This window comes from Maridesulfovibrio salinus, assembly GCF_055394525.1.
The window spans coordinates 2,173,154-2,196,509 of the sequence record NZ_AP042461.1; the positions used below are offsets into that span (position 1 = coordinate 2,173,154).

20 protein-coding genes and 2 tRNA genes are annotated in these 23,356 nt (G+C 46.1%); 15 read left to right on the forward strand and 7 right to left on the reverse strand.

The genetic code is table 11. From position 1 onward, the window contains the following. Positions 1-56 precede the first annotated feature (56 nt). A tRNA-Asn gene (locus ACZ5PW_RS09715) sits at positions 57-132 on the reverse strand. Between the two features lie 228 nt (positions 133-360). Continuing rightward, positions 361-436, reverse strand: a tRNA-Asn gene (locus ACZ5PW_RS09720). Positions 437-706: 270 nt separating this feature from the next. On the opposite strand from ACZ5PW_RS09720, the gene lysS reads away from it, so the two are divergent. From lysS to ACZ5PW_RS09770, 10 genes are all read left to right on the forward strand, one after another. After that, a complete protein-coding gene (lysS, locus tag ACZ5PW_RS09725; protein WP_464560387.1) occupies positions 707-2,233 on the forward strand; it encodes a lysine--tRNA ligase in 1,527 nt (508 codons plus the stop codon). Further along, positions 2,233-3,462 carry a lipoprotein-releasing ABC transporter permease subunit gene (locus ACZ5PW_RS09730; RefSeq protein WP_464560319.1) on the forward strand — a complete coding sequence of 410 codons (1,230 nt, stop codon included), beginning with the start codon at positions 2,233-2,235 and terminating at the stop codon, positions 3,460-3,462. The genes lysS and ACZ5PW_RS09730 overlap by 1 nt, the downstream gene beginning before the upstream one ends. Then, on the forward strand, positions 3,455-4,138 hold the full coding sequence (locus ACZ5PW_RS09735) for an ABC transporter ATP-binding protein (protein WP_464560321.1): 684 nt from the start codon (positions 3,455-3,457) through the stop codon (positions 4,136-4,138). Before ACZ5PW_RS09730 ends, ACZ5PW_RS09735 begins: the two co-directional genes overlap by 8 nt. After that, positions 4,125-6,839: an outer membrane protein assembly factor BamA gene (bamA, locus tag ACZ5PW_RS09740; protein WP_464560323.1), complete on the forward strand. Its 2,715-nt coding sequence runs from the start codon at positions 4,125-4,127 to the stop codon at positions 6,837-6,839. Before ACZ5PW_RS09735 ends, bamA begins: the two co-directional genes overlap by 14 nt. 98 nt (positions 6,840-6,937) lie before the next feature. After that, positions 6,938-7,468, forward strand: a complete 531-nt coding sequence (locus tag ACZ5PW_RS09745; protein ID WP_464560325.1) for an OmpH/Skp family outer membrane protein — start codon at positions 6,938-6,940, stop codon at positions 7,466-7,468. Between the two features lie 6 nt (positions 7,469-7,474). After that, complete coding sequence (gene lpxD, locus ACZ5PW_RS09750; protein ID WP_464560327.1) at positions 7,475-8,512, forward strand: UDP-3-O-(3-hydroxymyristoyl)glucosamine N-acyltransferase; 1,038 nt, start codon at positions 7,475-7,477, stop codon at positions 8,510-8,512. Beyond that, the gene (gene fabZ, locus ACZ5PW_RS09755) at positions 8,505-8,969 is read left to right on the forward strand and encodes a 3-hydroxyacyl-ACP dehydratase FabZ (RefSeq protein ID WP_464560329.1); all 465 of its coding nucleotides are present in this window, start codon (positions 8,505-8,507) and stop codon (positions 8,967-8,969) included. Before lpxD ends, fabZ begins: the two co-directional genes overlap by 8 nt. Then, the gene (lpxA, locus tag ACZ5PW_RS09760; RefSeq protein ID WP_464560331.1) at positions 8,969-9,766 is read left to right on the forward strand and encodes an acyl-ACP--UDP-N-acetylglucosamine O-acyltransferase; all 798 of its coding nucleotides are present in this window, start codon (positions 8,969-8,971) and stop codon (positions 9,764-9,766) included. The genes fabZ and lpxA overlap by 1 nt, the downstream gene beginning before the upstream one ends. A 2-nt stretch (positions 9,767-9,768) precedes the next feature. Continuing rightward, a complete protein-coding gene (locus ACZ5PW_RS09765) occupies positions 9,769-10,599 on the forward strand; it encodes an LpxI family protein (RefSeq protein WP_464560333.1) in 831 nt (276 codons plus the stop codon). Positions 10,600-10,669: 70 nt separating this feature from the next. After that, positions 10,670-11,605 carry a hypothetical protein gene (locus ACZ5PW_RS09770; protein WP_464560335.1) on the forward strand — a complete coding sequence of 312 codons (936 nt, stop codon included), beginning with the start codon at positions 10,670-10,672 and terminating at the stop codon, positions 11,603-11,605. 158 nt (positions 11,606-11,763) lie between these two features. On the opposite strand, the gene ACZ5PW_RS09775 is transcribed toward ACZ5PW_RS09770, so the two are convergent. The 5 genes from ACZ5PW_RS09775 to ACZ5PW_RS09795 all read right to left on the reverse strand — a co-directional run bounded on the left by ACZ5PW_RS09775 (position 11,764) and on the right by ACZ5PW_RS09795 (position 14,472). Then, entirely contained in the window at positions 11,764-12,009 is a 246-nt protein-coding gene (locus ACZ5PW_RS09775; protein WP_464560337.1) for an FmdB family zinc ribbon protein, read from the reverse strand. A gap of 7 nt (positions 12,010-12,016) precedes the next feature. Beyond that, on the reverse strand, positions 12,017-12,388 hold the full coding sequence (locus ACZ5PW_RS09780; protein WP_464560339.1) for a CGGC domain-containing protein: 372 nt from the start codon (positions 12,386-12,388) through the stop codon (positions 12,017-12,019). A gap of 8 nt (positions 12,389-12,396) precedes the next feature. Beyond that, positions 12,397-13,254, reverse strand: coding sequence for an ATP-binding protein (locus ACZ5PW_RS09785; RefSeq protein ID WP_464560341.1), 858 nt, complete (start codon positions 13,252-13,254; stop codon positions 12,397-12,399). After that, positions 13,254-14,114: an ATP-binding protein gene (locus tag ACZ5PW_RS09790; RefSeq protein ID WP_464560343.1), complete on the reverse strand. Its 861-nt coding sequence runs from the start codon at positions 14,112-14,114 to the stop codon at positions 13,254-13,256. The genes ACZ5PW_RS09785 and ACZ5PW_RS09790 overlap by 1 nt, the downstream gene beginning before the upstream one ends. A 61-nt stretch (positions 14,115-14,175) precedes the next feature. Next, entirely contained in the window at positions 14,176-14,472 is a 297-nt protein-coding gene (locus tag ACZ5PW_RS09795; RefSeq protein ID WP_464560345.1) for a hypothetical protein, read from the reverse strand. Between the two features lie 192 nt (positions 14,473-14,664). On the opposite strand from ACZ5PW_RS09795, the gene ACZ5PW_RS09800 reads away from it, so the two are divergent. The 5 genes from ACZ5PW_RS09800 to cooS all read left to right on the forward strand — a co-directional run bounded on the left by ACZ5PW_RS09800 (position 14,665) and on the right by cooS (position 23,356). Further along, a complete protein-coding gene (locus tag ACZ5PW_RS09800) occupies positions 14,665-15,516 on the forward strand; it encodes a damage-control phosphatase ARMT1 family protein (RefSeq protein ID WP_464560347.1) in 852 nt (283 codons plus the stop codon). Positions 15,517-15,623: 107 nt separating this feature from the next. Next, entirely contained in the window at positions 15,624-18,872 is a 3,249-nt protein-coding gene (locus tag ACZ5PW_RS09805; RefSeq protein WP_464560349.1) for an AsmA family protein, read from the forward strand. 67 nt (positions 18,873-18,939) lie between these two features. Then, a complete protein-coding gene (locus tag ACZ5PW_RS09810) occupies positions 18,940-20,349 on the forward strand; it encodes a YihY/virulence factor BrkB family protein (protein WP_464560351.1) in 1,410 nt (469 codons plus the stop codon). Between the two features lie 51 nt (positions 20,350-20,400). After that, entirely contained in the window at positions 20,401-21,051 is a 651-nt protein-coding gene (locus tag ACZ5PW_RS09815) for a Crp/Fnr family transcriptional regulator (RefSeq protein ID WP_464560353.1), read from the forward strand. A gap of 427 nt (positions 21,052-21,478) precedes the next feature. Further along, positions 21,479-23,356, forward strand: a complete 1,878-nt coding sequence (gene cooS, locus ACZ5PW_RS09820; RefSeq protein ID WP_464560355.1) for an anaerobic carbon-monoxide dehydrogenase catalytic subunit — start codon at positions 21,479-21,481, stop codon at positions 23,354-23,356.

Genomic DNA, 23,356 nt, shown 5'->3' on the forward strand with positions numbered 1-23,356 from the left:
GAAATAATGGAAACAAAGAAAAGGCTGCTTTCATATGAAAGCAGCCTTGTTTATTCTGGCTCCCCGGGAGGGACTTGAACCCCCAACCTAGTGATTAACAGTCACCCGCTCTGCCGATTGAGCCACCGAGGAATATATGTGTTGAGCACTTCCGCGCTGCAACGAAGATGGTTTCTACGGATTTGCTGCGAACTTGTCAAACATTATCTTCGTTTTAATTCATGTTTTTTAAATTGCCGGTTACTTAGAGCTGAAACAAATGAATTGTGTAGTTTTCCAGGAGACTGAATCTATATTTAATGTAGTGTAAAAAATAAAAAGAAAAAGGCTGCCTTCATATGAAAGCAGCCTTGTTTATTCTGGCTCCCCGGGAGGGACTTGAACCCCCAACCTAGTGATTAACAGTCACCCGCTCTGCCGATTGAGCCACCGAGGAATATTTGTGTTGAGCACTTCCGCGCTGCAACGAAGATGGTTTCTACGGATTTGCTGCGAACTTGTCAAACACTTTTTTAAAAAAAATTAAAATTGCGGATCAGAACTTTAAGATATGTACTTTCTTGACGACAAAGGGTAATTAGCTTAGGCAATCAACGGATCTTGTATTTATCTAGACTTTATTCGGTTACGGAGAATTAATAACTTGAGCGGCAAGAAGAAAAAGCAAATCAAGCTGGCAACCAAATCAGAGCACGTGGCAACTTTTATGCCCCTGCTTGAGGCTCTGCAAGCTCAGAACGAACTCAATCAGGTTCTGAAGAATCGTGTGGAAAAAGCCTGCGGACTTCTAGATGAAGGCGTGGAGCTCTATCCTAACAACTTCAGTAAAGATACAGATGTCTCTGCAATATGGGACAATTACGACTCTCTCGGAGGCGAAGAGCTTGAAGCCCTAGGCAAGAAATTCAAAATTGCAGGTAGGGTTATAACCCACAGGTCCTTCGGTAAAGTCGCATTCTTTCATCTTCAGGATCCTACAGGCAGGATTCAGGTTTATGTTGCCCGGGATGATCTCGGCGCGGACCTGTACAAAATTTTTAAAAAATTCGACATCGGTGATATTGTCGGAGTTGAGGGAGAGCTTTTCAGAACAAAGACTGATGAGTTGACTCTCAAGGCTGACAAAGTTGAACTGATCACCAAATCCATGCGTCCGCTTCCTGAAAAGTATCATGGACTTAAAGACGTGGAGACCAGATATCGTCAGCGATATGTTGACCTTATCGTTACCCCGCGGGCCCGTGAAATTTTTCAGAAGCGAACCCTGATCGTAAGGTCTATCCGCAACTACCTTGATAAAAAGGGATTCATGGAAGTGGAAACTCCCATGATGCAGCCAATTCCAGGCGGTGCGGCGGCCAAACCTTTTGTTACCCATCACAATGCGCTGGACATGCAGCTTTACCTGCGCATCGCTCCTGAGCTTTATCTCAAGCGTCTTCTGGTCGGCGGGTTCGAAAAGGTTTATGAGATCAACCGCAACTTCCGCAATGAAGGAATCTCTGTAAGACATAATCCCGAATTCACAATGCTTGAATTCTACTGGGCCTATGCAAACTTTGAGGACCTGATGGACCTTACTGAAGAGATGGTTTCCTCGGTATGTAAGGAAGTTAACGGCGATACAGTGATTGAGTATCAGGGTGAGCGTATCGATTTGACTCCCGGAGCCTGGCACCGTCTGGCTTTTCACGAGTCACTGGAAAAAGTCGGTGATGTTTCTCCTGATGTCTACAACGACTACGATAAATGTAAGGAACTGGTTAAAAAGCTGGGTGAAAAGGCAGTCGAAGGTGAAAAACTCGGCAAGCTCCAGGCCAAGCTGTTTGACCTGCTGGTTGAGCCAAAGCTTATCCAGCCGCACTTTATTTATCATTATCCGACAGATATTTCTCCTCTTTCCAGAAGGAATGAAGAGAATCCTGATATCACTGACCGTTTCGAGCTGTTCATTTACGGTCGTGAACTGGCGAATGCTTTCTCCGAACTAAATGATCCTGTGGATCAGCGTTTGAGATTCATGGAGCAGGTGGAAGAGAAGGAAGCCGGTGATGACGAGGCCCATTTCATGGATGAGGACTATGTCCGCGCACTTGAATACGGAATGCCTCCTGCGGCCGGGCAGGGTATCGGTATTGACCGTTTGGTCATGCTGCTTACAGATAGCGCCTCCATCAGGGAGGTTATCCTGTTCCCGCTCCTGAGAACCGAATCAGCCGGAAGCTCCAGTTAATGAGATTCGAACTCTTTGTCGCACTGCGGTATTTGTTCACCCTGAGGAAGAATTCCTTTATTTCGGTGATCTCTCTGTTTGCCGTATGCGGTGTGGCCATCGGGGTTGCAGCTCTGATCGTTGTTATCGGAGTAATGAACGGCTTCTCCACCGATTTGAGAGATAAGATTCTCGGGGTTAACGCACATATTATAATTAACGCGTATGATGGTACTCTTGAAAATTACCACCACATGACCGACAGAATAAAGAAGATCCCGGGCGTTACAGGTGTAACGCCCTTTATCTATTCTGAAGTTATGCTTTCCAGCAGTGGTGGGGTAAAGGGAGTTGTTCTGCGTGGAGTAGATACCAAGACAGCCAAGGGCGTCCTGAGTCTTCCGGGCGATATGCTTGCAGGCAGTGTTGACTGTCTTGAGAAAGATAGTAAACTGCCTCAAATAGTTATAGGAACGCAGCTTGCGCAGAGACTCGGTCTTTTGGTCGGGGATACCGTGAATCTGCTGTCTCCTTCGGGAACAAAGACTGCTGCGGGGTTTACTCCTAAAGTGCGCTTATTCAAAGTCGGTGGAATCTTTCGTACCGGAATGTTCGAGTATGATTCTTCTCTGGCTTATATCAGCAACACAGCGGCTCAGAAATTACTGGGATTCAACCGCGATTTTGTTTCCGGTCTTGAAATTAGGCTCGCAGACGTATATGCAGTTGATAAGATAGGCAAAGCACTGGATAAAGAACTGGCAGGATACCCGGTGCAGGTCAGGAACTGGCAGGAAATGAATGCCAACCTGTTTGCCGCGCTGAAGCTGGAAAAAACCGCTATGTTCATCATTCTGGCAATGATTGTCATGGTCGGATCTTTCAGCATCATTACTACTTTGGTTATGCTTGTGATGCAGAAGACCAGAGATATCGCGGTGTTGATGTCCATGGGGGCTACTTCCGGGAGTATCAGACGAATTTTTATGTTGCAGGGCACTCTGATCGGACTGATCGGAACTTCTATCGGATACCTGATAGGTGTGCCGGTTGCCCTTCTGCTGAAGAAGTACCAGTTTATTAAACTGCCCAGCAATGTTTATCCGGTTGATTATCTTCCGATACGGATGGATTGGCTGGATTTGACCATAATCGGCGTGGCGGCATTCGGGCTTTGCTTTTTGGCTACACTGTATCCGGCAAAGCAGGCTGCACGTCTGGAACCCGCACAGGCTTTAAGATATGAGTGATATTTTGTATGAGCTCAAGGACGTCGTCAAAGAGTACGAAGGTCCTACCGAAAATGTGCGGGTCCTCAATCATGTGGATCTTTCTATTGAAAAGGGTGAGGCCATGGCCATCATGGGCTCCTCCGGATCAGGAAAGACTACCCTTTTGCATATTCTCGGCACTCTTGACACCGTTTCGAGTGGAACTGTCAACTTTGCCGGAATGAATATTAATGATATGACTTCTGAAAAACGGGCTGCGATTCGTAATAGGGGAATCGGTTTCGTTTTTCAGTTTCATCATCTTCTTCCGGAGTTTACAACTCTGGAAAATGTTGCTCTTCCTGCCATGATGGCAGGCATTGGTCAGAGTGAAGCCTCTGACATGGCCCGTGAAGCCTTGGGGCTGGTAGATATGGCAGGCAGACTGGAACACAGGGTGACGACCCTTTCCGGCGGTGAAAGGCAGAGGGCGGCCATTGCGCGCGCCATATTGCTCAAACCTAAAGTTCTGCTTGCTGATGAACCTACCGGCAACCTGGATGAGAAGACAGGGAATATGGTTGGCGAGATGCTGGCCTCCCTTAATGAAGAGCTTGGAATGACGCTCGTTATTGTGACTCACAATCTCGAACTTGCCGGCCTTATGAAGCGCCGGCTTGAGCTGCGTTCCGGAGAACTGTATGCCCAGAACTAGAATTCTGCTTTTACTGATTGCGGCAACTCTTGCTTTCATGCTCGATTTCGGGGCTCAAGAAGCCCGGGCGGAAGACTCTTCCAGCGTGATTATCGCTGTTCTTCCTTTTGAAGTTAATGCCGATGCTGATTCACAATACCTGAAGAACAGCCTTCCAACACTCATTACCGACCGTCTTCGAGAAGCCGGATTCAGAGTAGTTGGACAGGAACGGGTGATGCAGTTGATGGATGAACAGGGATACGAGTATCTTGATATCCAGGGAGCCAAGGACATGGCTCTTCTGGCAGGAGCAGGCTATTCCGTTTACGGCAGTTTCAGTCAGATAGGCGAGGATTTAAGCCTGGATGTAAGGCTGGTTGAAGCTTTCGGATTGAAACCGGCTATACCTCTTTTTGTCTCCAAAAAAGGTTTGATAAATCTTCTGCCGGCTGTTGATGAACTTGTTTCCAAAATGAAACTTGAACTTCTCAGTCAGGATAAAATTGCCAAGGTCGAAGTGCGTGGCACCAGAGTTCTTGATAAAGACGTTATTTTGATGCGCACAGGAATCAAGACCGGTGATATTTATACCCCCTCCAAGATAAATGCTGATCTGAAAAATATTTATGCCCTCGGCTACTTTGACGATGTTAAAGTGAAGGTTGCTGATGTTCCCGGCGGCAAGAAAATAATTTTTGATGTAAAAGAGAAGCCGCGAATTCAGGCTATAACCGTAAATGGTGCTGATGAGATCGACTCGGAAGACATTCTTGCGGCTTTAAACACCAAAAAAGGTGCTGTCCTGAACCCTAAAGTTCTTTCAGATGACCTCAATACCCTGCGTGAAATGTACCGCAAGGAAGGTCACTACAATGCCAAAATTGATTACAGCGTTGAAGGTGAAGGGCCTCAGGCGCGTTTGAATATCAATATAGAGGAAGGTAAGCAGCTCTACATTGAAGGCATCACAATAGAGGGTGCCAAAAAACTTGATCCGGATGAGGTCAAGGAACAATTGGCTCTTACCGAACGCGGCTGGCTTTCATGGTTTACCAAGACCGGAGTCCTCAAGGAAGAGCTTCTTGAGCGCGATGCCGCAGCAATTCTGGCTTACTACGGAAACCGTGGTTTCATCGATGCTAAAGTCGGTGAACCGGAAGTTGATATCAAAGATGACGGTATTTATGTCACTTTCAAGGTCTCTGAGGGAGACCGCTATAAAGTGGGATCTGTCAATTTCCGTGGAGATCTTATAGTCAAGAAATCCAGACTTCGTGAGTTGATCAGTGCAGATGATATGGCTGATGGCGGTGAATTTCTGGACCGGTCTGTTATTCGTGAAGATATGAAATCCCTCTCGGATTTTTATTCAAACTATGGTTACGCTTATGCTGAAGCCAATATCCAGATGGATCAGGACCGTGACAACAAATCTGTCGCAATCACATTTGTGATGAGCAAGCGTCAGAAAGTTCATATCCGCAGAGTTGTTATTCAGGGCAACAGTAAAACAAGGAACAACGTAATTCTGCGTGAAATGCGTCTTGCTGACGGGGACCAGTTCAGCGGCTCAAAACTGCAGCGTTCCATTGTACGTCTTAATAAACTCGATTACTTCAGCGAAGTTGATATTGAGCCGGTTCCTACCGGGGATCCCAGTGAAATGGATCTCAAGGTCAAGGTTAAGGACAAGAATACCGGCATGGTCAGTGGTGGTATCGGATACTCGACATCTGACGGAGTCTTCGTTTCAGCAAAGATGTCTGAGCGAAACCTCTTCGGGCGTGGCTGGAATTTCAGTCTTAACGGCGGGTGGAGTTCCAAAAACATCAGTTACGGCCTTGACTTCTACAACCCCCGTGTAAATGATTCGCGCTGGGGTGCAGGGGGATCAACCTACTGGCGTAACGAAGACTACGATGATTACGACAAGGAAACAATTGGTGCATCTGTTTCTGCCGGCTATCCCCTTGGGGAATACACCAACTTCCTGACCTCATATCGTCTTGAACACTACAACGTTACCGAAGTTTCCGCGGACGCAGCTCAGGATATTATAGATATGAAGGGGCCCAACTGGTCCAGTGTTGTCGGAGCCACTATCAAACGTGATACCACCAACAAAGCATTCAACCCGTCAACCGGTACTTTGAACGAACTTACTGTTGAGATGGGCGGAGGAATACTGCTCGGTGATGACTCATTTGTTAAATACACATTTGACTCTAACTATTTCACTCCTGTATTCTGGGATCTCGTTTTCCACTGGAAAGGTAGTACCGGATTTATTCATGATAACTTCGGTGGTGGGGATATCCCCTCATTTGAAAGGTTTTATCTTGGCGGCATCAATAACGTTCGAGGCTATTCAAGCCGTATGATCTCACCTCGTGACAGTGATTCCGGAGACCGTATCGGTGGTAACAAAATGTTCTACATGAACTTTGAACTGCTCTTTCCTCTTAACGAAGAGTTCGGTCTGGTCGGTGTAGCATTCTACGATATGGGTAACGCCTGGAATGACGGTGAGAATTTCTTCCATGACACTAAGCAGGAAGACGGAGAAGATCTGCTGCTCGGTATGTACAAAAGTATCGGTGCCGGTATACGCTGGTTTTCACCGATGGGACCGATCAGGGTCGAGTACGGTTATGGTCTTGACAAGCTCAAGGACAGCGGCAGACATAAGATCGAATTCTCTATGGGACAGTTCTTCTAGTAGAGCTTGAAACAAAACGATGTTAAACAGGGCATGTCGGAAATTTCCGGCATGCCTTTTCGACTGAATTTATTTGAAAGGAAATAAGGAGTATTTAAATGCGTAGAATTCTTTTTGCAGTTTTAGTTCTGGTTCTGGCTTTTCAGGCACACGCTTTCGCCGCAGGACCTCAGAAGTATGCAGTTGTTTCAATGGGTAAGCTCATTAAAGATTCAGAAGTTGGTCAGGACGCTCAGAAAAAAATGGAAAAAAAGTTCGAGTCAGCAAAAACTAAACTCGAGGCCAAGCAGAAAGAGTTGGAAGCTCTGAAACAGTCCCTGCAGAAACAAAGCCTTGTGCTTTCGCTGGAAGCAAAACAGGATAAGGAACTAGAATTCAAACGTAAAGTTAGAGATTATCAGGATCTTGCTCAGGCTACTCAGAGAAAAATGCAGCTTGAAGAGAAAAAAGTCGGAACTCCCGTACTCGAACTGATCAAGAAAGTGGTAACTGAGTATGGCGAAAAAAATGGCTACGCAGCTCTTTTTGATAAAGGCTCAGCCGGTTTTCTCTATGTTGATGATGCCATTGATGTAACCAATGAAGTTCTTCTTGAAATGAACCGTCAGTTCAGAGCGGGTAAAAAGTAGGCTGCTATGCTTCTTTCCGAACTTGCGGGCCTTCTTGGCCTGAAAATATCTGGGGTGGACAAGGAGATCAACGGGCTCAATACACTTGAGCTGGCTGGACCTGAAGAGCTGTCTTTCCTCGCCAATGCAAAGTATGAGAACATGCTTTCAAGCACCAAAGCTGGTGCTGTTGTGCTTGAGGAGAAATATGCCGACCATGTAGAGTCCGCCATAATCAGTGAAAACCCGTATATGGATCTGGCGAAAGCCATGCATGTGTTTTCCAGACCTCAGGGATGCCTTGATGGTGTCCATGAACTGGCATTCATTCATGATGAGGCTGAAGTCGATGATTCCGCAACTGTCTATCCTTTCGCTTTTATCGGGCGCGGGGCAAAAGTCGGGCCTAACTGCAAAGTTTTTTCCTGCGTTTACATAGGCGAGGACTCGGTGATCGGCCCTGGATGCATTCTTTATCCCAACTGTTCTATTATGGCTGAGACTAACATCGGGACCGGTGTTATCATTCAGCCTGGAGCTGTGATCGGGGGGGACGGATTCGGATACGCGCAGGTTTCCGGAAAGCATATGAAGATTCCCCAGATTGGCACTGTTGAACTGCAGGATCAGGTCGAGATAGGCGCTAATACCTGTATTGACCGGGCTGCACTTGATGTTACCAGAGTCGGTTCCGGGACCAAGATAGACAATCTTGTTCAGATTGCGCATAACGTGACTACCGGTGAAGATTGTCTTATCATTTCGCAGTGCGGAGTCGCAGGCAGTACCAAACTTGGGAATAATGTTATTCTTGCGGCCCAGGCCGGGCTGGTAGATAATATCAAGATCGGTGACGGTGCCGTAATCGGCGCGCAGGCCGGAGTAATGAACGATATTCCCGCAGGTTTTATGGGGGCGGGATCCCCGATTCAGGAAAAAGGTAAATTTCTGAGATCTTCAGTTTATCTAAAAAAACTTCCGGATATGGGTAAAAAACTGACTGCCTTGGAAAAACGCATTAAAGTTCTTGAGGCTGAATTAAGTAAAGGAAAAGAAAGTGAGTAACAGCGCACTTGATCATATTGATATCAGAAGAATTATGGAAATGCTTCCCCACAGGTATCCTTTCCTGCTTGTGGACAGAGTAGAAGAGATTGTTCCTGGTGAATCCATCCGGGCATATAAGAACGTGACCATGAACGAGCCCTTTTTTCAGGGCCACTTCCCCGGCCTGCCTGTTATGCCCGGAGTCCTTATTGTTGAGGCTCTTGCTCAGGCGGGTGGAATGATTGTTCTTAGCCAGGATGAGATTGACACTTCTGACAAAGTCTTCCTGTTTACCGGAATTAACAAACTCAAATTCCGCAGACCTGTTGTGCCGGGAGATAAGCTTGTTCTTGAAGTCAATGATGTAAAGCGTAAAATGAATATCTGGAAAATGAAATGCGTCGCTACAGTAGATGGCGAAGTTGCCGCTCAGGGTGAAGTTGCTGCTGCTATTGTCGACAAGGAGTCATTATAGTGGGTGTTGATATCCATCCCAGTGCTATTGTTGATCCTGGTGCCGAGCTAGGTGAAAATGTTAAAATCGGACCTTTTTGCGTAGTTGAGGACAAAACCGTAATTGGTGACAACTGCAGTCTTGATGCACATGTCCAGATTAAGGCATATACCAGTATGGGAGTAGGGAATGTAGTCCATACCGGAGTTGTGCTTGGTGGCCCTCCTCAGCATCTTGGATTCAAAGGTGAAGATACAACAGTAGAAATTGGCGATAATAATATTTTCCGTGAATATATGACGGTGCATCGCGGTACGGTGCAGGGCAGAAGCAAAACTGTTATCGGCAATAATTGTATGTTGATGGCTTACGTCCATGTTGCACATGATTGTATGTTGGGAGATTATGTAATCATGGCGAATGCTTCCAGCCTTGCCGGACATGTAGACGTGGGAAACTATGTAACCATTAGTGGCATGTCTGGAATTCATCAATTTGCCCGTATTGGTGACTATGCTTTTCTCGGAGCAATGTCCGGCTTTGGCCAGGATATTCCTCCGTATATGCTGGCTACCGGTGTCCGTGGTGTTTTGCATGGGCCAAACTCTGTTGGTCTCAGACGGCGAGGATTCAGCTCCAAGACTTGTATGGCCATTAAAAAGGCTTACAGAATTATTTTCCGTTCTGCTTTGACTCGTGATGAGTCCCTTGAAATGGCGGAAAAAGAGTTTCCTGACATCCCGGAAGTTCAGAATCTTATAGAATTTATACGGACCAGTGAGCGTGGGATATGTCCCGCTGACCGTAGTCCTGAATAAAAATGACTGCAAATATGAAGACTATCGGCCTTATAGCAGGAGGGGGGCAATTCCCCCTCCTTGTTGCAAAAGGAGCCGCAGCACAAGGGCATCGTGTTGTGGCTGTTTTTTTTAAGGGGCATTCAAATTTCGATGTTGCGGAGTTAGTGGATGACTCTGTTGAGTTAAAGCTCGGGCAGCTTTCAAAACTCATTACTTTTTTCAAGAAGAGTCAGGTTGATGAAGTTGTTATGGCCGGCACAATTAATAAGCCCAAAGCTCTTGATATCAGGCCGGACTTCAGGGCTGCCAGGTTGCTTTTCAAGCTGGCAACCAAAGGTGATGACATAATTTTAAGAACCATCACCAATGAGTTTGAGAATGAGGGCATGAAGGTTGTCGGGCCTCATGTTTTTGCGCCTCAACTGCTGACTCCGTCCGGTCAGATTTCGAGAAGGTCTCCCAGTGATATTGAGAAAGTTGATCTTGAAACAGGCTGGCGTATTGCAAGGGAACTCGGACGACTTGATATCGGGCAATGTGTTGTTTTGAGAGAAGGTATCATAACAGCTGTAGAAGCTATTGAGGGAACCGACGCTGCCATTGAACGCGGATGTGAACTCGGTGGCAAAGGGTGTTGTGTGGTAAAGGTTTTCAAGCCGGGACAGGAGGATAGGGTGGATATGCCTTCTATCGGCTTTAAGACTGTTCAGCAGATGCACAGGTTCGGCGCAACCTGTCTAGGTGTTGAAGCGGGGAAGAGCCTGTTTTTTGACCTTGATAAGACTGTTGACTTTGCTGATAAGCACGGAATCAGTATTGTTGGGCTCAATTCAGACTGGTTTGAAGAGTAAGGGTAAATCTTCGGGAAGTTGATCAATTGAGGGGATTGTTCTGCTGAAGTGTACTTTTGGGGAGAAGTATATGAACTTCGATTATTGTTTTTTTAATAGTGAGTCGTATCAAAATAGATTTTCTATCACTTGTAGCAGCTTTTCATTTAAATTTTTCTGGATGCTGGTCTTTGTTTCTTTTGCAACAGACCTAAAAGCTCAGAATGTTGTTGTCTGGCCGCAATTTGATATACCGCCGCTGTTTATGAGCCAGAAAGACGGCTCTTTTGCCGGAGCCGGGCCTGCCATAATAGACTATATTAAGTACAATATGCCTGAATATGAGCACAAAGATGCTTTAGCCTCGCCTGTTAAAATAATTCAAGAGATACAGCTGGGTCGAGGATGGGTAGCTACAGGATTACTCAAAACACCGGATAGGGAGAAGTATCTAATCTTCTCCAAATACCCGTGCAGGTTGATCTGGTGGATGATGGCAGTGATTCGTGCGGATGACCGTAAGAAGATGGTTGCAAACGGAGAGATTAACCCTGAGAATCTTTTAAGCTCCGGTAAGTATAAGCTGGGTTACATAAAGGGTGTTAACTATGGGCCACTTAATCCGGTTATCGACAGATACAGGAAAACCGAAAATACTTCGTATCCATCACGGGATTTTAAAAATCAGATTTCTCTGCTCTTAAAAAAACGTATTGATATTTTTTTCGCTAACCCTTTGATTGTCTATTACACTTCCGAATATCAGGGGACAGCTGAAAAAATAGCGATGTTCAACTGCAAAGGGTTTAATAAAGAATCGATGCTCGGTTATTTTGCAGCCCCACGAAATAGATGGGGACGTGAAGTAATCAAGCGTATAGATCAGATCCTGGAAGCCGGGATACGCTCAGGAGAACTCAAGGATATACTGGCAAATTGGGTCCCTATCAATTTAAAATCAAGGTTTGACAGGGAATACAAAATTCATTTCGAGGGAAGTGTTTTATCTTCTGAAATGGCGCATTAAGAATCTTTAGAGCTAAGCTTCCATACAATTTGTTTCATAAAAAAACTGAAACTCAGCGAACTGCAATTACGCTTTGTTTCAGTTTTTATTTAATCTGTATGTTCAACAGATATATTTTCGTTCAGCGTTCTTTGTGCTGAAGTTTTTTTATCTTTATATCAGGCCTTTCCGCAGCATGACCCGGGAACACATCCCTTGGATGACGGGTTTGTTCCGCAACATCCAGTGCCCATGGAATCGGGCACATCAGGGGTTTCTTTGCCCGAAAGTGAAGATGTGGAGGACATCAGTTTTTCACTTTCCGTTTTTCCGCATGAAGGGCAGGGGCCGGGGGAAGCGTTGACGCTACTTAGTTCTTCGTAAACCTTACCGCATTCAAGGCACTTGTATTCGTAGATCGGCATCGTCTTTTTATTCGGCAAAAATGTTATCGGGAAGAAAAGGGTGGGTTCCTTCGATTACTTCACATCCTGCCTTTGCCTTGATTTTCTTTACCAAGGTTTCCCTGTGTTCACAATGGGTGGCAAGACAGGGAGCTATGTGAATCTTGGTCGGATTTTCACCAAGCTTGGAATTCCACAATTTCATCAAAGCCATGCGTGGAACTATAGCGACTCCAGGACAGTCTCCACAGCCCATAATTCCCATAAGTTCCGCATCTGAATCATACCTTTCGAATTCACCGGCACGGCGGTTGAATCCCACCATGCATCTTGAGCAGCCGATGCAGGTGTCATCCATAGTTCTCTTGCATCCCAGAATAAGAATCTTTTCCTTGGCCATTTTCCCTCCTAAAGGTTGCTTTCCATTGTGTGCCATATTTTTTCAATTCTTTTTCCCATACCATCGGGGTCATACTCCACAACAGATTGCCCTGCGAGCTGGGCTTTGGTGAAAATAGTATCGTAGGGAAGTTCTCCGGCAAGGACTATCTGTTTTTCTCTGCAGAAAGAGCGGATTTCGTTTTCCTGCTCTTCATTAATTCCGCATTTGTTGATGATAGTCATGGCGGGGATTTTGAAATGCTCGGTAAGTTTGTGAACCCTTTTGAGGTCATGGACAGCGGAAATGGTCGGTTCGGCCACGAAAACAGCTAGATCGGCATTGGTAAGTGATGCGATGACCGGGCAGCCTACCCCGGGCGAACCATCTACGAGAACAAGTTCCGCGTTCTCTTCTTCTGCTGCTTCTGCCGATGCATTCCGGACAGTTGTGACAAGCTTGCCTGAATTTTCTTCTCCTATACCGAGCTCTGCGTGAATCATTGTTCCGAATCTGGTTTCAGATTTGAACCACTGACCGCACTTTCTTGGAGTTACGGTAACTGCCCCAGCAGGACAGACAAATGAACAGACTCCACATCCCTCGCATTTCTCCGGCATCACCCTGAAGTCTTCGGAAATTGCGTCAAAGCGGCAATGCTCAGCGCACATTCCGCACTGTGTGCAGGTGTCGGGATCGATGTAAGGGCGTTCTCCACTTACGAAGTCATTTGTGTTTACTACAGCGGGATTCAGGATGAGGTGAAGATCTGCGGCATCCACATCACAGTCAGCCAGAACTTTCTTTGGTCCGATTGAAGCAAGGCCGGACACCACGCTGGTCTTTCCGGTTCCGCCTTTTCCGCTCACTATTACTAACTGTTTCATTATGCTGCTCCGCTGACCTGACTTTGAATTGATTCCCAGATATCACCGAAAACGGCCTTAAATCCGGGGATGGACTCATAAAGGAGTTCTCCTTTGGAGTATTCCGAGGCGGCTTCACGGCTGTGAGGCAGAGAACCGAGAAGTGGGATATTTTTTTCAGCCAGATATTTTTCAACGCGGTCATCACCCATACCGGACCTGTTAATGACTACCCCGCAGGGCATTTCAAGAGTCTGCATGAGCTGCACAGCCAGATTCAGGTCATGAAGCCCGAATGGGGTAGGTTCAGTCACCAGCACGACAAAATCCGTGCCTTCAATAGACTCAACTACCGGGCATGATGTTCCCGGAGGGCAATCAAGAATATTGACTTCAGCTTCAGGGGAAATATTTTTGGCGGCCTTAATCAGGGGAGGAGACATCGCCTCTCCAATGCGCAGCAGACCTTTTGTAAAATTGATCCTGCCAGCTTTACCGCTTGTTGTGGTTCCGATCAGGCGTTTTCCTTCGCCTATGGCATCAGCAGGGCAGGCAAGTTCACACAATCCGCACCCGTGACAAAGCTCAGAAAAAACCATCACAGAGTCAACCATCCAGATTAACGATTTGAATCTGCAAAGTTCCACACATTTACGGCATGATTCACCGAGACATTTATCTTCGTCTATCTCAGGGACGGGGAGGTATTCATCTCTTTCCTGTTCAAGTTCAGGATTCAGAAAAAAGTGTGCATTAGGTTCTTCAACATCGCAGTCAGTAAAACTCACATCTATTCCCAATGAATCGAGATACGCGGCAAAATTTACGGCTATAGTAGTTTTGCCTGTACCTCCCTTACCACTGGCTATTGCAATTTTCATTTACAAGGTCCTTTTGTTATATGAAAGATCCCCCGGATAAACCGGAGGATCGGGAAGTGATTTATCTGGAAGCTTCCTGGCGTAGTTTCCTGTTTTCTTCTTCAAGTTCAACAATCCGGGCTTCAAGAGACATCTCGTATCGGTCATCTGTCATGGCTGACATTCCGGCATAGCGGCATATTCCATTACCACGGCCCATGCCACGTCCGGCACTTTGGCCCATACCACGTCCCATACCGCGTCTGTTGTTCATTCTATAGCCCATGGATGCTCTTCCTCTGGCCTGTCCGGCTCCGCACGGGCCAAGTCCCAGGCCCTGCCTGTCGGAGCGATTCTGATTTCTTTTACTAACGGGCATTGATTTTGCTCCTTTAATTTGGTTATTGGTAACTTGAAATGAGCAACTGCCGTGCCTAAATTAAAAATTATTTAATAACAGTGTGTTATCCAGTTGAATTATGTTTATGTTTAATCTTTGGGGCTTATAATTTGCCCTTTTTTTAATTTTTGGGCTTATAATTAGCCTTAATGTAGATGGAGTAGATTGAAAATGAATACACGGTTAGATTGTCTGCCATGTTTTTTGACTATGGCGTTATCAGGGATAAGGGCTGCATGTCCCGGAGAAGAGGATATTCATGAGGCGGTAGTAAAGCATTGGGCTTCAGGGTTTGCTTCTGCTGATCTCAGTGAATCTCCGCCTTCCCTCGCCGGAAGGTTGTTCAGGGAGACTTCTGAATACATCGGGGATATTGATATATTCAAGGACCAGAAAGAACTGGCCAACAAAAGGGTTCTTGAGCTTCTTCCCGAGGTGCGCAGTAAAGTTATGAACAGTGCAGATCCATTGCTTGCAGCTCTGGGAGTATCGATAATAGGCAATTATATGGATTGTGCCGTCCTTGAAAGATATGACTGGGAATCAGAACTGGAAACTCTGGAAGAAGGTGTGGACCGAGATCTGTTCGGTGTCTTCATGGAAAAGGTCCGTGCTGAAAAGTCGCTGCTCATTCTCGGCGATAATGCGGGCGAAATCGGTCTTGATACCATATTAACCGGATTGCTGAAGGATGAAGGAGTGCAAGTGACTTATGCCGTGCGCGGCAGCAAGGTGCTTAATGATGCCACGCTAGAAGATGCTGAAACCGTTGGCATGACCGATATCTGTGAAGTTGTGCCTTCGGGGGTGGACACACCGGGGACAGTACTGGACAGATGTGACCCGGATTTTCTGGATCTTTTGAAATCTTCACCGGTTGTCTTGAGTAAGGGGCAGGGTAATTTTGAGTCTTTATGGGGTAATTTTCCCGGGGTTTATTATGCATTTAAAGTCAAGTGCCCGGTTGTGGCAGACATTACCGGACATCCCATGAAAACTTCACTTTTTTGTCGAGAAGATTAACTTATTGTAAAATTGAATGAATTCGCCAAACATCTCTTTACCTGTATGCTGCTTGTGTTTTACTGTTAAGTCTTGATGGTTTTTCTAAAGTTTAAACACAGGTTTCGATGGTGTTTCTCAAAGTAAAAAAAGTTTTCTGGATTATATTTCTTCTCTTCGACTTCTGCCTGCTGGCAGCGGTTATGGGAGGTGTTTATTATTTGGAATCCGATGCTCCGCGCCATGAGCTTGAAAAACTCATCAGTGATAAAATCGGCCGCGAAGTTGTCTTTAAAGAGAATCTGGATATTTTTTTCTATCCTTGGCTGGGCTTTGATACAGGACCGGTCGAGGTGGCCTCTGCCCCGGGAGCGGACTATGACAATCAGCTTACTCTTAAGGATATAGATTTTAAGGTCCGGCCTCTTCCACTGCTGCGCGGGGAGCTCGAAATCGATACTGTGATTGTTGATTCGCCCGTGTTCAGAATGGACCGTGGAAAAAATGGCAGGCTTGATCTGCCTGATGTCGGCAAATCTGAAGAGAATGCTCAGGGTGACTCTCTGGAATTACTTTTTAACTCTTTATCAGTCCGTGGAGTGAGTGTAATAAATGCCACATGCATTTATTCGGATGTTGAATCCGGAAACACTATGAAGGTCTCCGGTGTAAATGTGCGAACCGGACCTTTACGCCGTGGGATGCCTCTGGCTTTTGACGTCAGGGCGGTACTCGATGCGGACCAGCTTGATTTGCGCGCTGAAACCACGGTGAAAGGTCTGGCTGATTTTTCGTGGCCGCAAAGGTCTGTTTCTCTCTCAGAAACTTCAGTCGCGCTCGAGGTCCAGAGCGGGGAATTGCTTGGACCTGATGAATCTGTGCAGGCCATAGCCAATCTTGACTTCAATCTGGTGGATGGCAGAGTCGATGTCAAAGGTCTTGTTATTCAGGGGGGCGGAGTCCGGCTGTCCGGTTCCGCTGTATGCACGGATATCTATCATAATCCGGATTTCAAAGGCAGTCTTGAGTCCACCCGTTTTGATCCCAAAGCCGTCTTTTCTAAATTTACCCCGGTTCCTATTCCTTCAGAATTCAAAGAGATTCTTAACACTGCTTCTTTTTCAGTGGATTTCCATTCCACGCTTCAAAAAAGTACCTTGAGCAACATGGTTCTCAAGGTGGATAACACTGTAGTCAAAGGGGCGTTTTCCCTTAGCAATTACAGCAGGCCATGGGTTGAGTTTAATGTCTATGCCGATAAGCTCAAGCTTGATCCTTATACTCGTGTCTTTGATTTTCTGGAGCATGAAGGTGAGGGCAAAACAGCAAAGTCAGTATCCAAGGCAACTGATAGCAGGCCGGGAAATAATGGTTTTGACTTACGCAAAGTGGTGATTGCGGATCTTGTCAGAAACATTCCCTGCAAGGGAGAGATGGAGGTCGGAACTCTTGTTTATGATGGTGTGCATCTGGACAACACAAGGTTATCCATTTCTCCAGGGCCTAAGATTGCTGCGTTGAGCATCGGCAAAGGTGCATATCTGGATGGTGATTTTTCCTTGCGGGTGGATCTAGACCTCGATGCAAAGCAAAAGACTGATGTCCTGTATCTTTCAGGGAATGGAAAAATAGATCCTTTCAGCTTAGTCCGTATACCTCTTAATGAGAGTGATTTCAGGTTCAGTTCTGGTAAAGTCCGGCTCAAGCTTAACAGCCTCAATTCCAGCGGTAAAAATATGTTGGAATTATTTCGCAATTTAAGATTTGACCTTGAGTTGAATGGACAGAATATAGCTGCGGATTTAAAAAACAAAGCTGTGCCTGCTGAATATCGCAATCTGTATGTTAAAGATTTCAAGTTTGATCTCTCGGGGGCTCCTTTGTCCAGTCCTGCTCCGGCAGGCTTGATAGGGCGCAAGATTGCCCTGAAGTTGACCGGGGATGTTTCCAAACCGGAGATAAAGTTGAATACAGGCTTTAATGGAGATGTCTTCTGCGACAGGCTTTATCCGGAGCGGGTGGAGCTCAGGAAAAGCTCTTTCGCAATTGCAGCTTCAGGTTCCGGACTGCCGTTTGTAAAAAAAGGATTAAAAGTTTCAGTGTCAGGTGGTGGCAGTCTCAAGGAGCGCAATCTTAGTCTGGATAGTTTTCAGCTGGAAAGTGGTGAAATCAAGCTGCATGGAAAACTGGAAGGCAAAAGGCTTGCTTCTGAAACAGCATCAGCAAGGGGCGAACTGAAGCTAGATAAGGTAGCGTGTTCTGAAATATTCAGTCTTTTCGGTTTAGATAAACCTGAGACTCAAGCTTCTGACGCATTTGAATCCGTTGAGCTTGATACCTCCTTTCAGTTAAATGGTGAAAATTTTAATCTCAGGGTCAATAATGCCCGTCTGGATAACGCTACTGCCGATGCTACTTTCGAGCTGGTTGATTTCAGAAAGCCGTTTCTGAATTTTGTAATCAATGGGCAAAATGTTGATGTCGACCGTTTTCTGCCGCCTGATGAAGATGAACGTTTGAAGGCAAAAGGAACAGGCGGAACCGAATCTTATGAAGTCAAGCTGCCTGAATGGGAGTTCCCCGACAGCCTGCTTGGAGCAATCAATGCCACTGGAAAGGTTAATTGTGACTATTTCCGTATATTTGATTTTGGTGCCAGCAGCATCAGTGCTGATGTAGGGATGCAGAAATCAGTTATAGATATACGGAATATCAAGGCTGATTTTCATAAGGGTAATCTGGCAGGCGGCCTTGCGCTTGGACTTAAAAATGGAACTGTGACTCTTGATACGGATTTTGAATGCCGCGGGTTCGATGCCGGACTTTTTTTTGCGGACTATGTGGGGCGGGACATGGTCAACGGCAGGACGGATGCTTCTTTGAAAATCAAGGGAAGCTCATCAGCCAATACTTATTTCACCAATTCCATGACCGGAAGCCTGGCGTTCAAGATAACCGATGGGTCTTATCTGTTCGAATCCACCGCCGTTAAAGAGAAAAAGCAGAAGAAGCAGGCAAAGCCGACATCCTTTTCACTCATGAAGGGGTTTATCAAAGGCGAGGAAGGCAATTTCAAGGTTGCCGACTATTTGCTCAAAACCGATTATCTGACGGCTACGGCCAAAGGCGGGTTCAGTTTTCCGAAAGACTCCATCAGTGTTTTTGTAAAGGCGGATATCGTAAAATTACCCAATCTGTATCTGAAGCTCGTCAATGCTTTTCTGGGAGCAATGACTGGTGTGAACGTCACGGTCACCGGGAAGTTGAGTGACCCGAAGGTTGAGGTGAAGGGACTTGAGCGTTGGAGCGATGTTTTAAATGATGTTCTGGGTCTTCCCGAGCAGTCTTTTATGTTTTTCAGGGACCTGATTTTCTGATAGTTTTTTTCATAGTCTAATGATTAGTAGCGCATCCTGTTTGTACTGATTCGCCAAGGAGGCCGTGATGACCGGAGGTAAGGTTGGGCAGAGGATAACGGATTTTTTTCTGCACGATATCTGGGACTGGAGTTCCAGGCAGACCAGCGGACCGCTCAGGATGCTTTATACAGTAGCCAGAATCTCGTATCTGGTATGTATCGGTTTTTTGAAAGATCAGTGTATTATCCGGGCTTCAGCTCTTACTTTTACCACTATGCTATCCATCGTGCCTTTTCTTGCGGTGGCTTTTTCTCTCATGAAAGGAATGGGATTTCAGGATTCCAATTTCATACATGATATGCTGCTGAAAGTTTCAGCTGGGAGAGAAGAGGTTGTCACCAAGATTCTTGAGTATGTTGATAATACAAATGTTCAGACTCTCGGCTGGATAGGTGTGGGAACCCTGCTGTTCACTGTCCTTTCTACTGTAGGTACGGTTGAGAAGGCTTTCAATATTATCTGGAAGGTTAATCGTGGGAGAACCTTCTGGCGCAAGTTCACTGATTTCTTTTCGGTCATTTTTATCTGTCCGATAGCTATTATTGTAGCCACAAGTGTCAGCGTTTCCGTTAAAAAGCAGGCCATTCTACATTCTCTTGAAGGAATATACGGAGTTCCTGAAGTGGAAGGAATCCTGATAAAACTGGCCCCGCTGGTTTTGATCTGGATTGCATTCACTTTTATCTATGCCTTCATGCCCAATACAAGGGTCAGATTAAAAAGTGCTCTTGTCGGCGGGATTGTAGCCGGAACAACATGGCAGATGGCGCAGTGGGCCTATATAAACTGGCAGATAGGTGTTTCCAAGTACAATGCCATATATGGCAGCTTTGCCCAGTTGCCTCTTTTCCTGCTCTGGCTTTATTTCAGCTGGATAATCGTTCTTCTCGGTTCCGAAATCAGTTATGCGGTACAGAATGTGATGCTTTACCGTCAGCAGCGGTTTATGCCGGATGCCGGAATTGAGGATATGCAGAAATTTTCCCTTCTGGCTCTTAGCCTCATGGCTCTTCGCTTTGAACGTTCAGAGCCTCCCTATGCTCCCGAAGATCTAGCAAGTGAAATAGGTGTTCCGGTCAATTTCATTTCGCCACTTCTGGATAAATTCGTTGCTGGCGGTGTACTTGTAAAAGCTTCCGATGATGAGCAGGATCTCTACAGCTTTGCACTTTCTCCGGCCAATATCACCGTTCTCAGAATAATGAGCATCCTGTCCGGAAGCGGCGAAGGGGCCTCATCTGTTGTTGAAGGACCGGGTATGGCTTACGTTACTTCGTTGTTCAATGATCTTAAAAAGACAATTCGTGGTAGCGGGCTTGATATCAGCTTAAGTGAATGTTCGCAGGAATTGGCACAGTTCATATCCCGAGATTCATCTGATAAGCCTGATGAAGCAGGAGTTGCGGCTGAAGGCTTTGAACCGGATCTGAATTGATTAGTGACAGCTTTTTAATTTTAAGGCATTTCCCTAATAAAGGGAGAGCAAATGAAATTTTCCGGCATCAATCTTCTGGATGAACTTGAAAGAGATGAGTTCGAAGATATCCGCAGTGTATTCACCGAGCGAAGGGTAAAAAAAGGGGCGATAGCTTTTTCCTCTGATAACGATGAAGATCTTGTTTTTATTGTCGCCGAGGGTAGAGTGCGCGTCTATCTTGCCTATGAAGCCAAGGAATTTACACTCGGTATTCTCGGCCCTGGTGACTTATATTCCACTCATGCCGGATGTTTTATTCAGGCTTACGAGGATAGCAGGCTGCTTGTGACGGATGTAAAGTCCGTTAAAAGGTGTATGGCGGATATTCCTCTTTTCAATCGGACAATGGTCCGTGTGCTTGGTAAAATTCTCCAGAATTCTTTCTCGGTCATTGACGGTCTTGTTTTCCGGGATATCAACTCCCGCCTTTGCGGATATCTGTATAAAGAAGCAGTGGACTATGGGCGTGCTGTGGAAGGTGGAATAGAGATTAATCTAAACCTGACTGCAGAGCAGCTTTCCACGTTGCTCGGAGCGACGCGGCAGACCGTATCCACTCTGCTTAATAACCTTTCCCGTGAAGGCGTAATCTCAAGGATTAACCGTTCCCGCTGGCTTGTGGCTGATATGGATCAGTTGAAGTCTCTGGCTGAGGGATAATCTTAAACCTGTTTTTTCAGGTTGATAAAAATCCGGTTTTCAAGAGATTGGCTTTGTTGTTCTGTTTTACTCATCGTAGATTTTAATTTTTGAGCTGTGTATGTCTGCTCATAAAGTGAACTGTCTTCACGTTTATAAAATTTACAGGCCCAGATTACCGGGCAGCTTTTGTTAAAATAGTTTCTTCTTTCCTTACCTGTAATTTGGCAACCTCTGGCTTTATCCCGTCAGCAGGTTGCTTTTTATTTGGAGCTGAAAAGAGGGCAATCGGTTGCTGATACTTCCAAGTTCAGTATAATTTAAAATTATACTGTTTTTGTCGGCTATCCGACAAACAGAATGTGTCCTGTTTGTTACATTTAACTCATTAGGAATGGATCGATGGCTCCGGTAAACCAGCCATCGGCAAAACAGGGAGGATAGATTAATGGCTAAAGAACCGCGCCCGGCTGAAGAACTGTCAATATGGGAAGATGCCCGTGCAATGATCAATAAAGCAAGGTCCGAGGGTATTGAGACTGTTCATGAGAGACTTCAGAAACAGACTCCTCATTGTAAATTCTGTGAACTGGGTACAAGTTGCCGTATCTGTACCATGGGGCCCTGTAAAATTACTCCGAAAGCGCCACGCGGGGTTTGCGGGGCCGATGCCGATGTTGTAGTGGCAAGGAATTTCGGCCGTTTTATTGCCGGAGGGTCTGCTGGACATTCAGACCATGGACGTGATCTGATTGAGGTGCTTGAGGCCATAGTTGAGGGTGAGACCGGAGATTATAAAATAACCGATGAAGATAAGTTGCGCAGAATTTCAGCTGAAGTCGGTATTGAAACCGATGGACGTGATATAAAGGATATTGCCAAAGATGCGGTTGAATGTTTTTTTGCCGACTTCGGCAGCCGCAGAAAGGCAGTCTCTTTTCTTTCCCGTGTTCCTCAAAAACGTAAGGATCTCTGGGAAAAACTTGGAATAACTCCCCGCGGTGTCGACCGTGAAATTGCGGAAATGATGCATCGTACTCACATGGGATGTGATAACGATGCTCCCAACACACTTCTCCATGCTGCGAGGACCTCACTTTCTGATGGCTGGGGTGGGTCTATGATCGGAACTGAACTTTCCGACGTGATTTTCGGTACTCCCACTCCCTCGATGTCAAAGGCCAATCTGGGTGTAATAAAAGAAGATAAAATCAATATCCTTGTGCATGGGCATAATCCAGTCGTTTCCGAAATGATTCTGGCAGCATCCCGAGATCCCGAGATTGTTGCTGAAGCTGAAGCCGCGGGTGCTGCGGGCATAAATATTGCCGGACTCTGCTGCACAGGTAACGAACTTCTTATGCGTAAAGGAATTCCCATGGCCGGGAACCACCTGATGACTGAGCTTGCTATCCTTACTGGTGCAGTGGAAGCTGTAGTCGTTGATTATCAGTGTATCATGCCCAGTCTGGTCCAGATTTCCAGCTGTTACCATACCCGTTTCATTGACACTGCAGCTAAGGCCCGTTTTACCGGAGCAACACATTTCGATATCCATCCCCACAATGCTTACGAGCAGGCCTGCGAGATCGTCCGTCTTGCAGTTAAAGCCTACACTGAACGTGACAGTTCACGTGTAGATATCCCATGTGAACCTGTAGAGATCATGACCGGTTTTTCCAATGAAGCTGTCATATCCGCGCTTGGCGGTTCCCTTGATCCTCTTGTGCAGGCGATTGCTTCAGGGGATATCCGCGGGGCCGTTGGTATTGTCGGGTGTAACAATCCCAAATTCCAGCAGGATTCCATGAATGTCGGGCTTGCAAAAGAATTGATCAAGAAAGACATTCTTGTACTTGTCACCGGCTGTGTGACCACTGCGGCAGGTAAGGCAGGACTTCTGGTTCCCGACGCAATAGAAATGGCCGGTCCCGGGCTTAAGAAAGTCTGTGGCGCACTCGGCATCCCCCCTGTTCTGCACTATGGTTCCTGTGTTGATAACGCCCGTATTCTTCAGCTTTGTGCCGCTCTGGCAGATGCTTTAAATGTTGATATCAGTGATCTTCCCGTTGGGGCGTCATCTCCCGAGTGGTATTCTGAAAAGGCCGCAGCTATCGGCCTTTATGCTGTTGCCAGTGGGATTTATACCCATCTCGGTCATCCTCCGAACATACTCGGTTCCGAAACCGTAACGAACCTTGCCGTTTCAGGGCTTGAAGATCTTGTAGGTGCTTCCTTTGTCATTGAACCGGATCCTGTGAAGGCAGCCGAATTATTTGATGAACGGATCAGGGCCAAGCGCAGAGGGCTTGGTTTAAGTGAATAG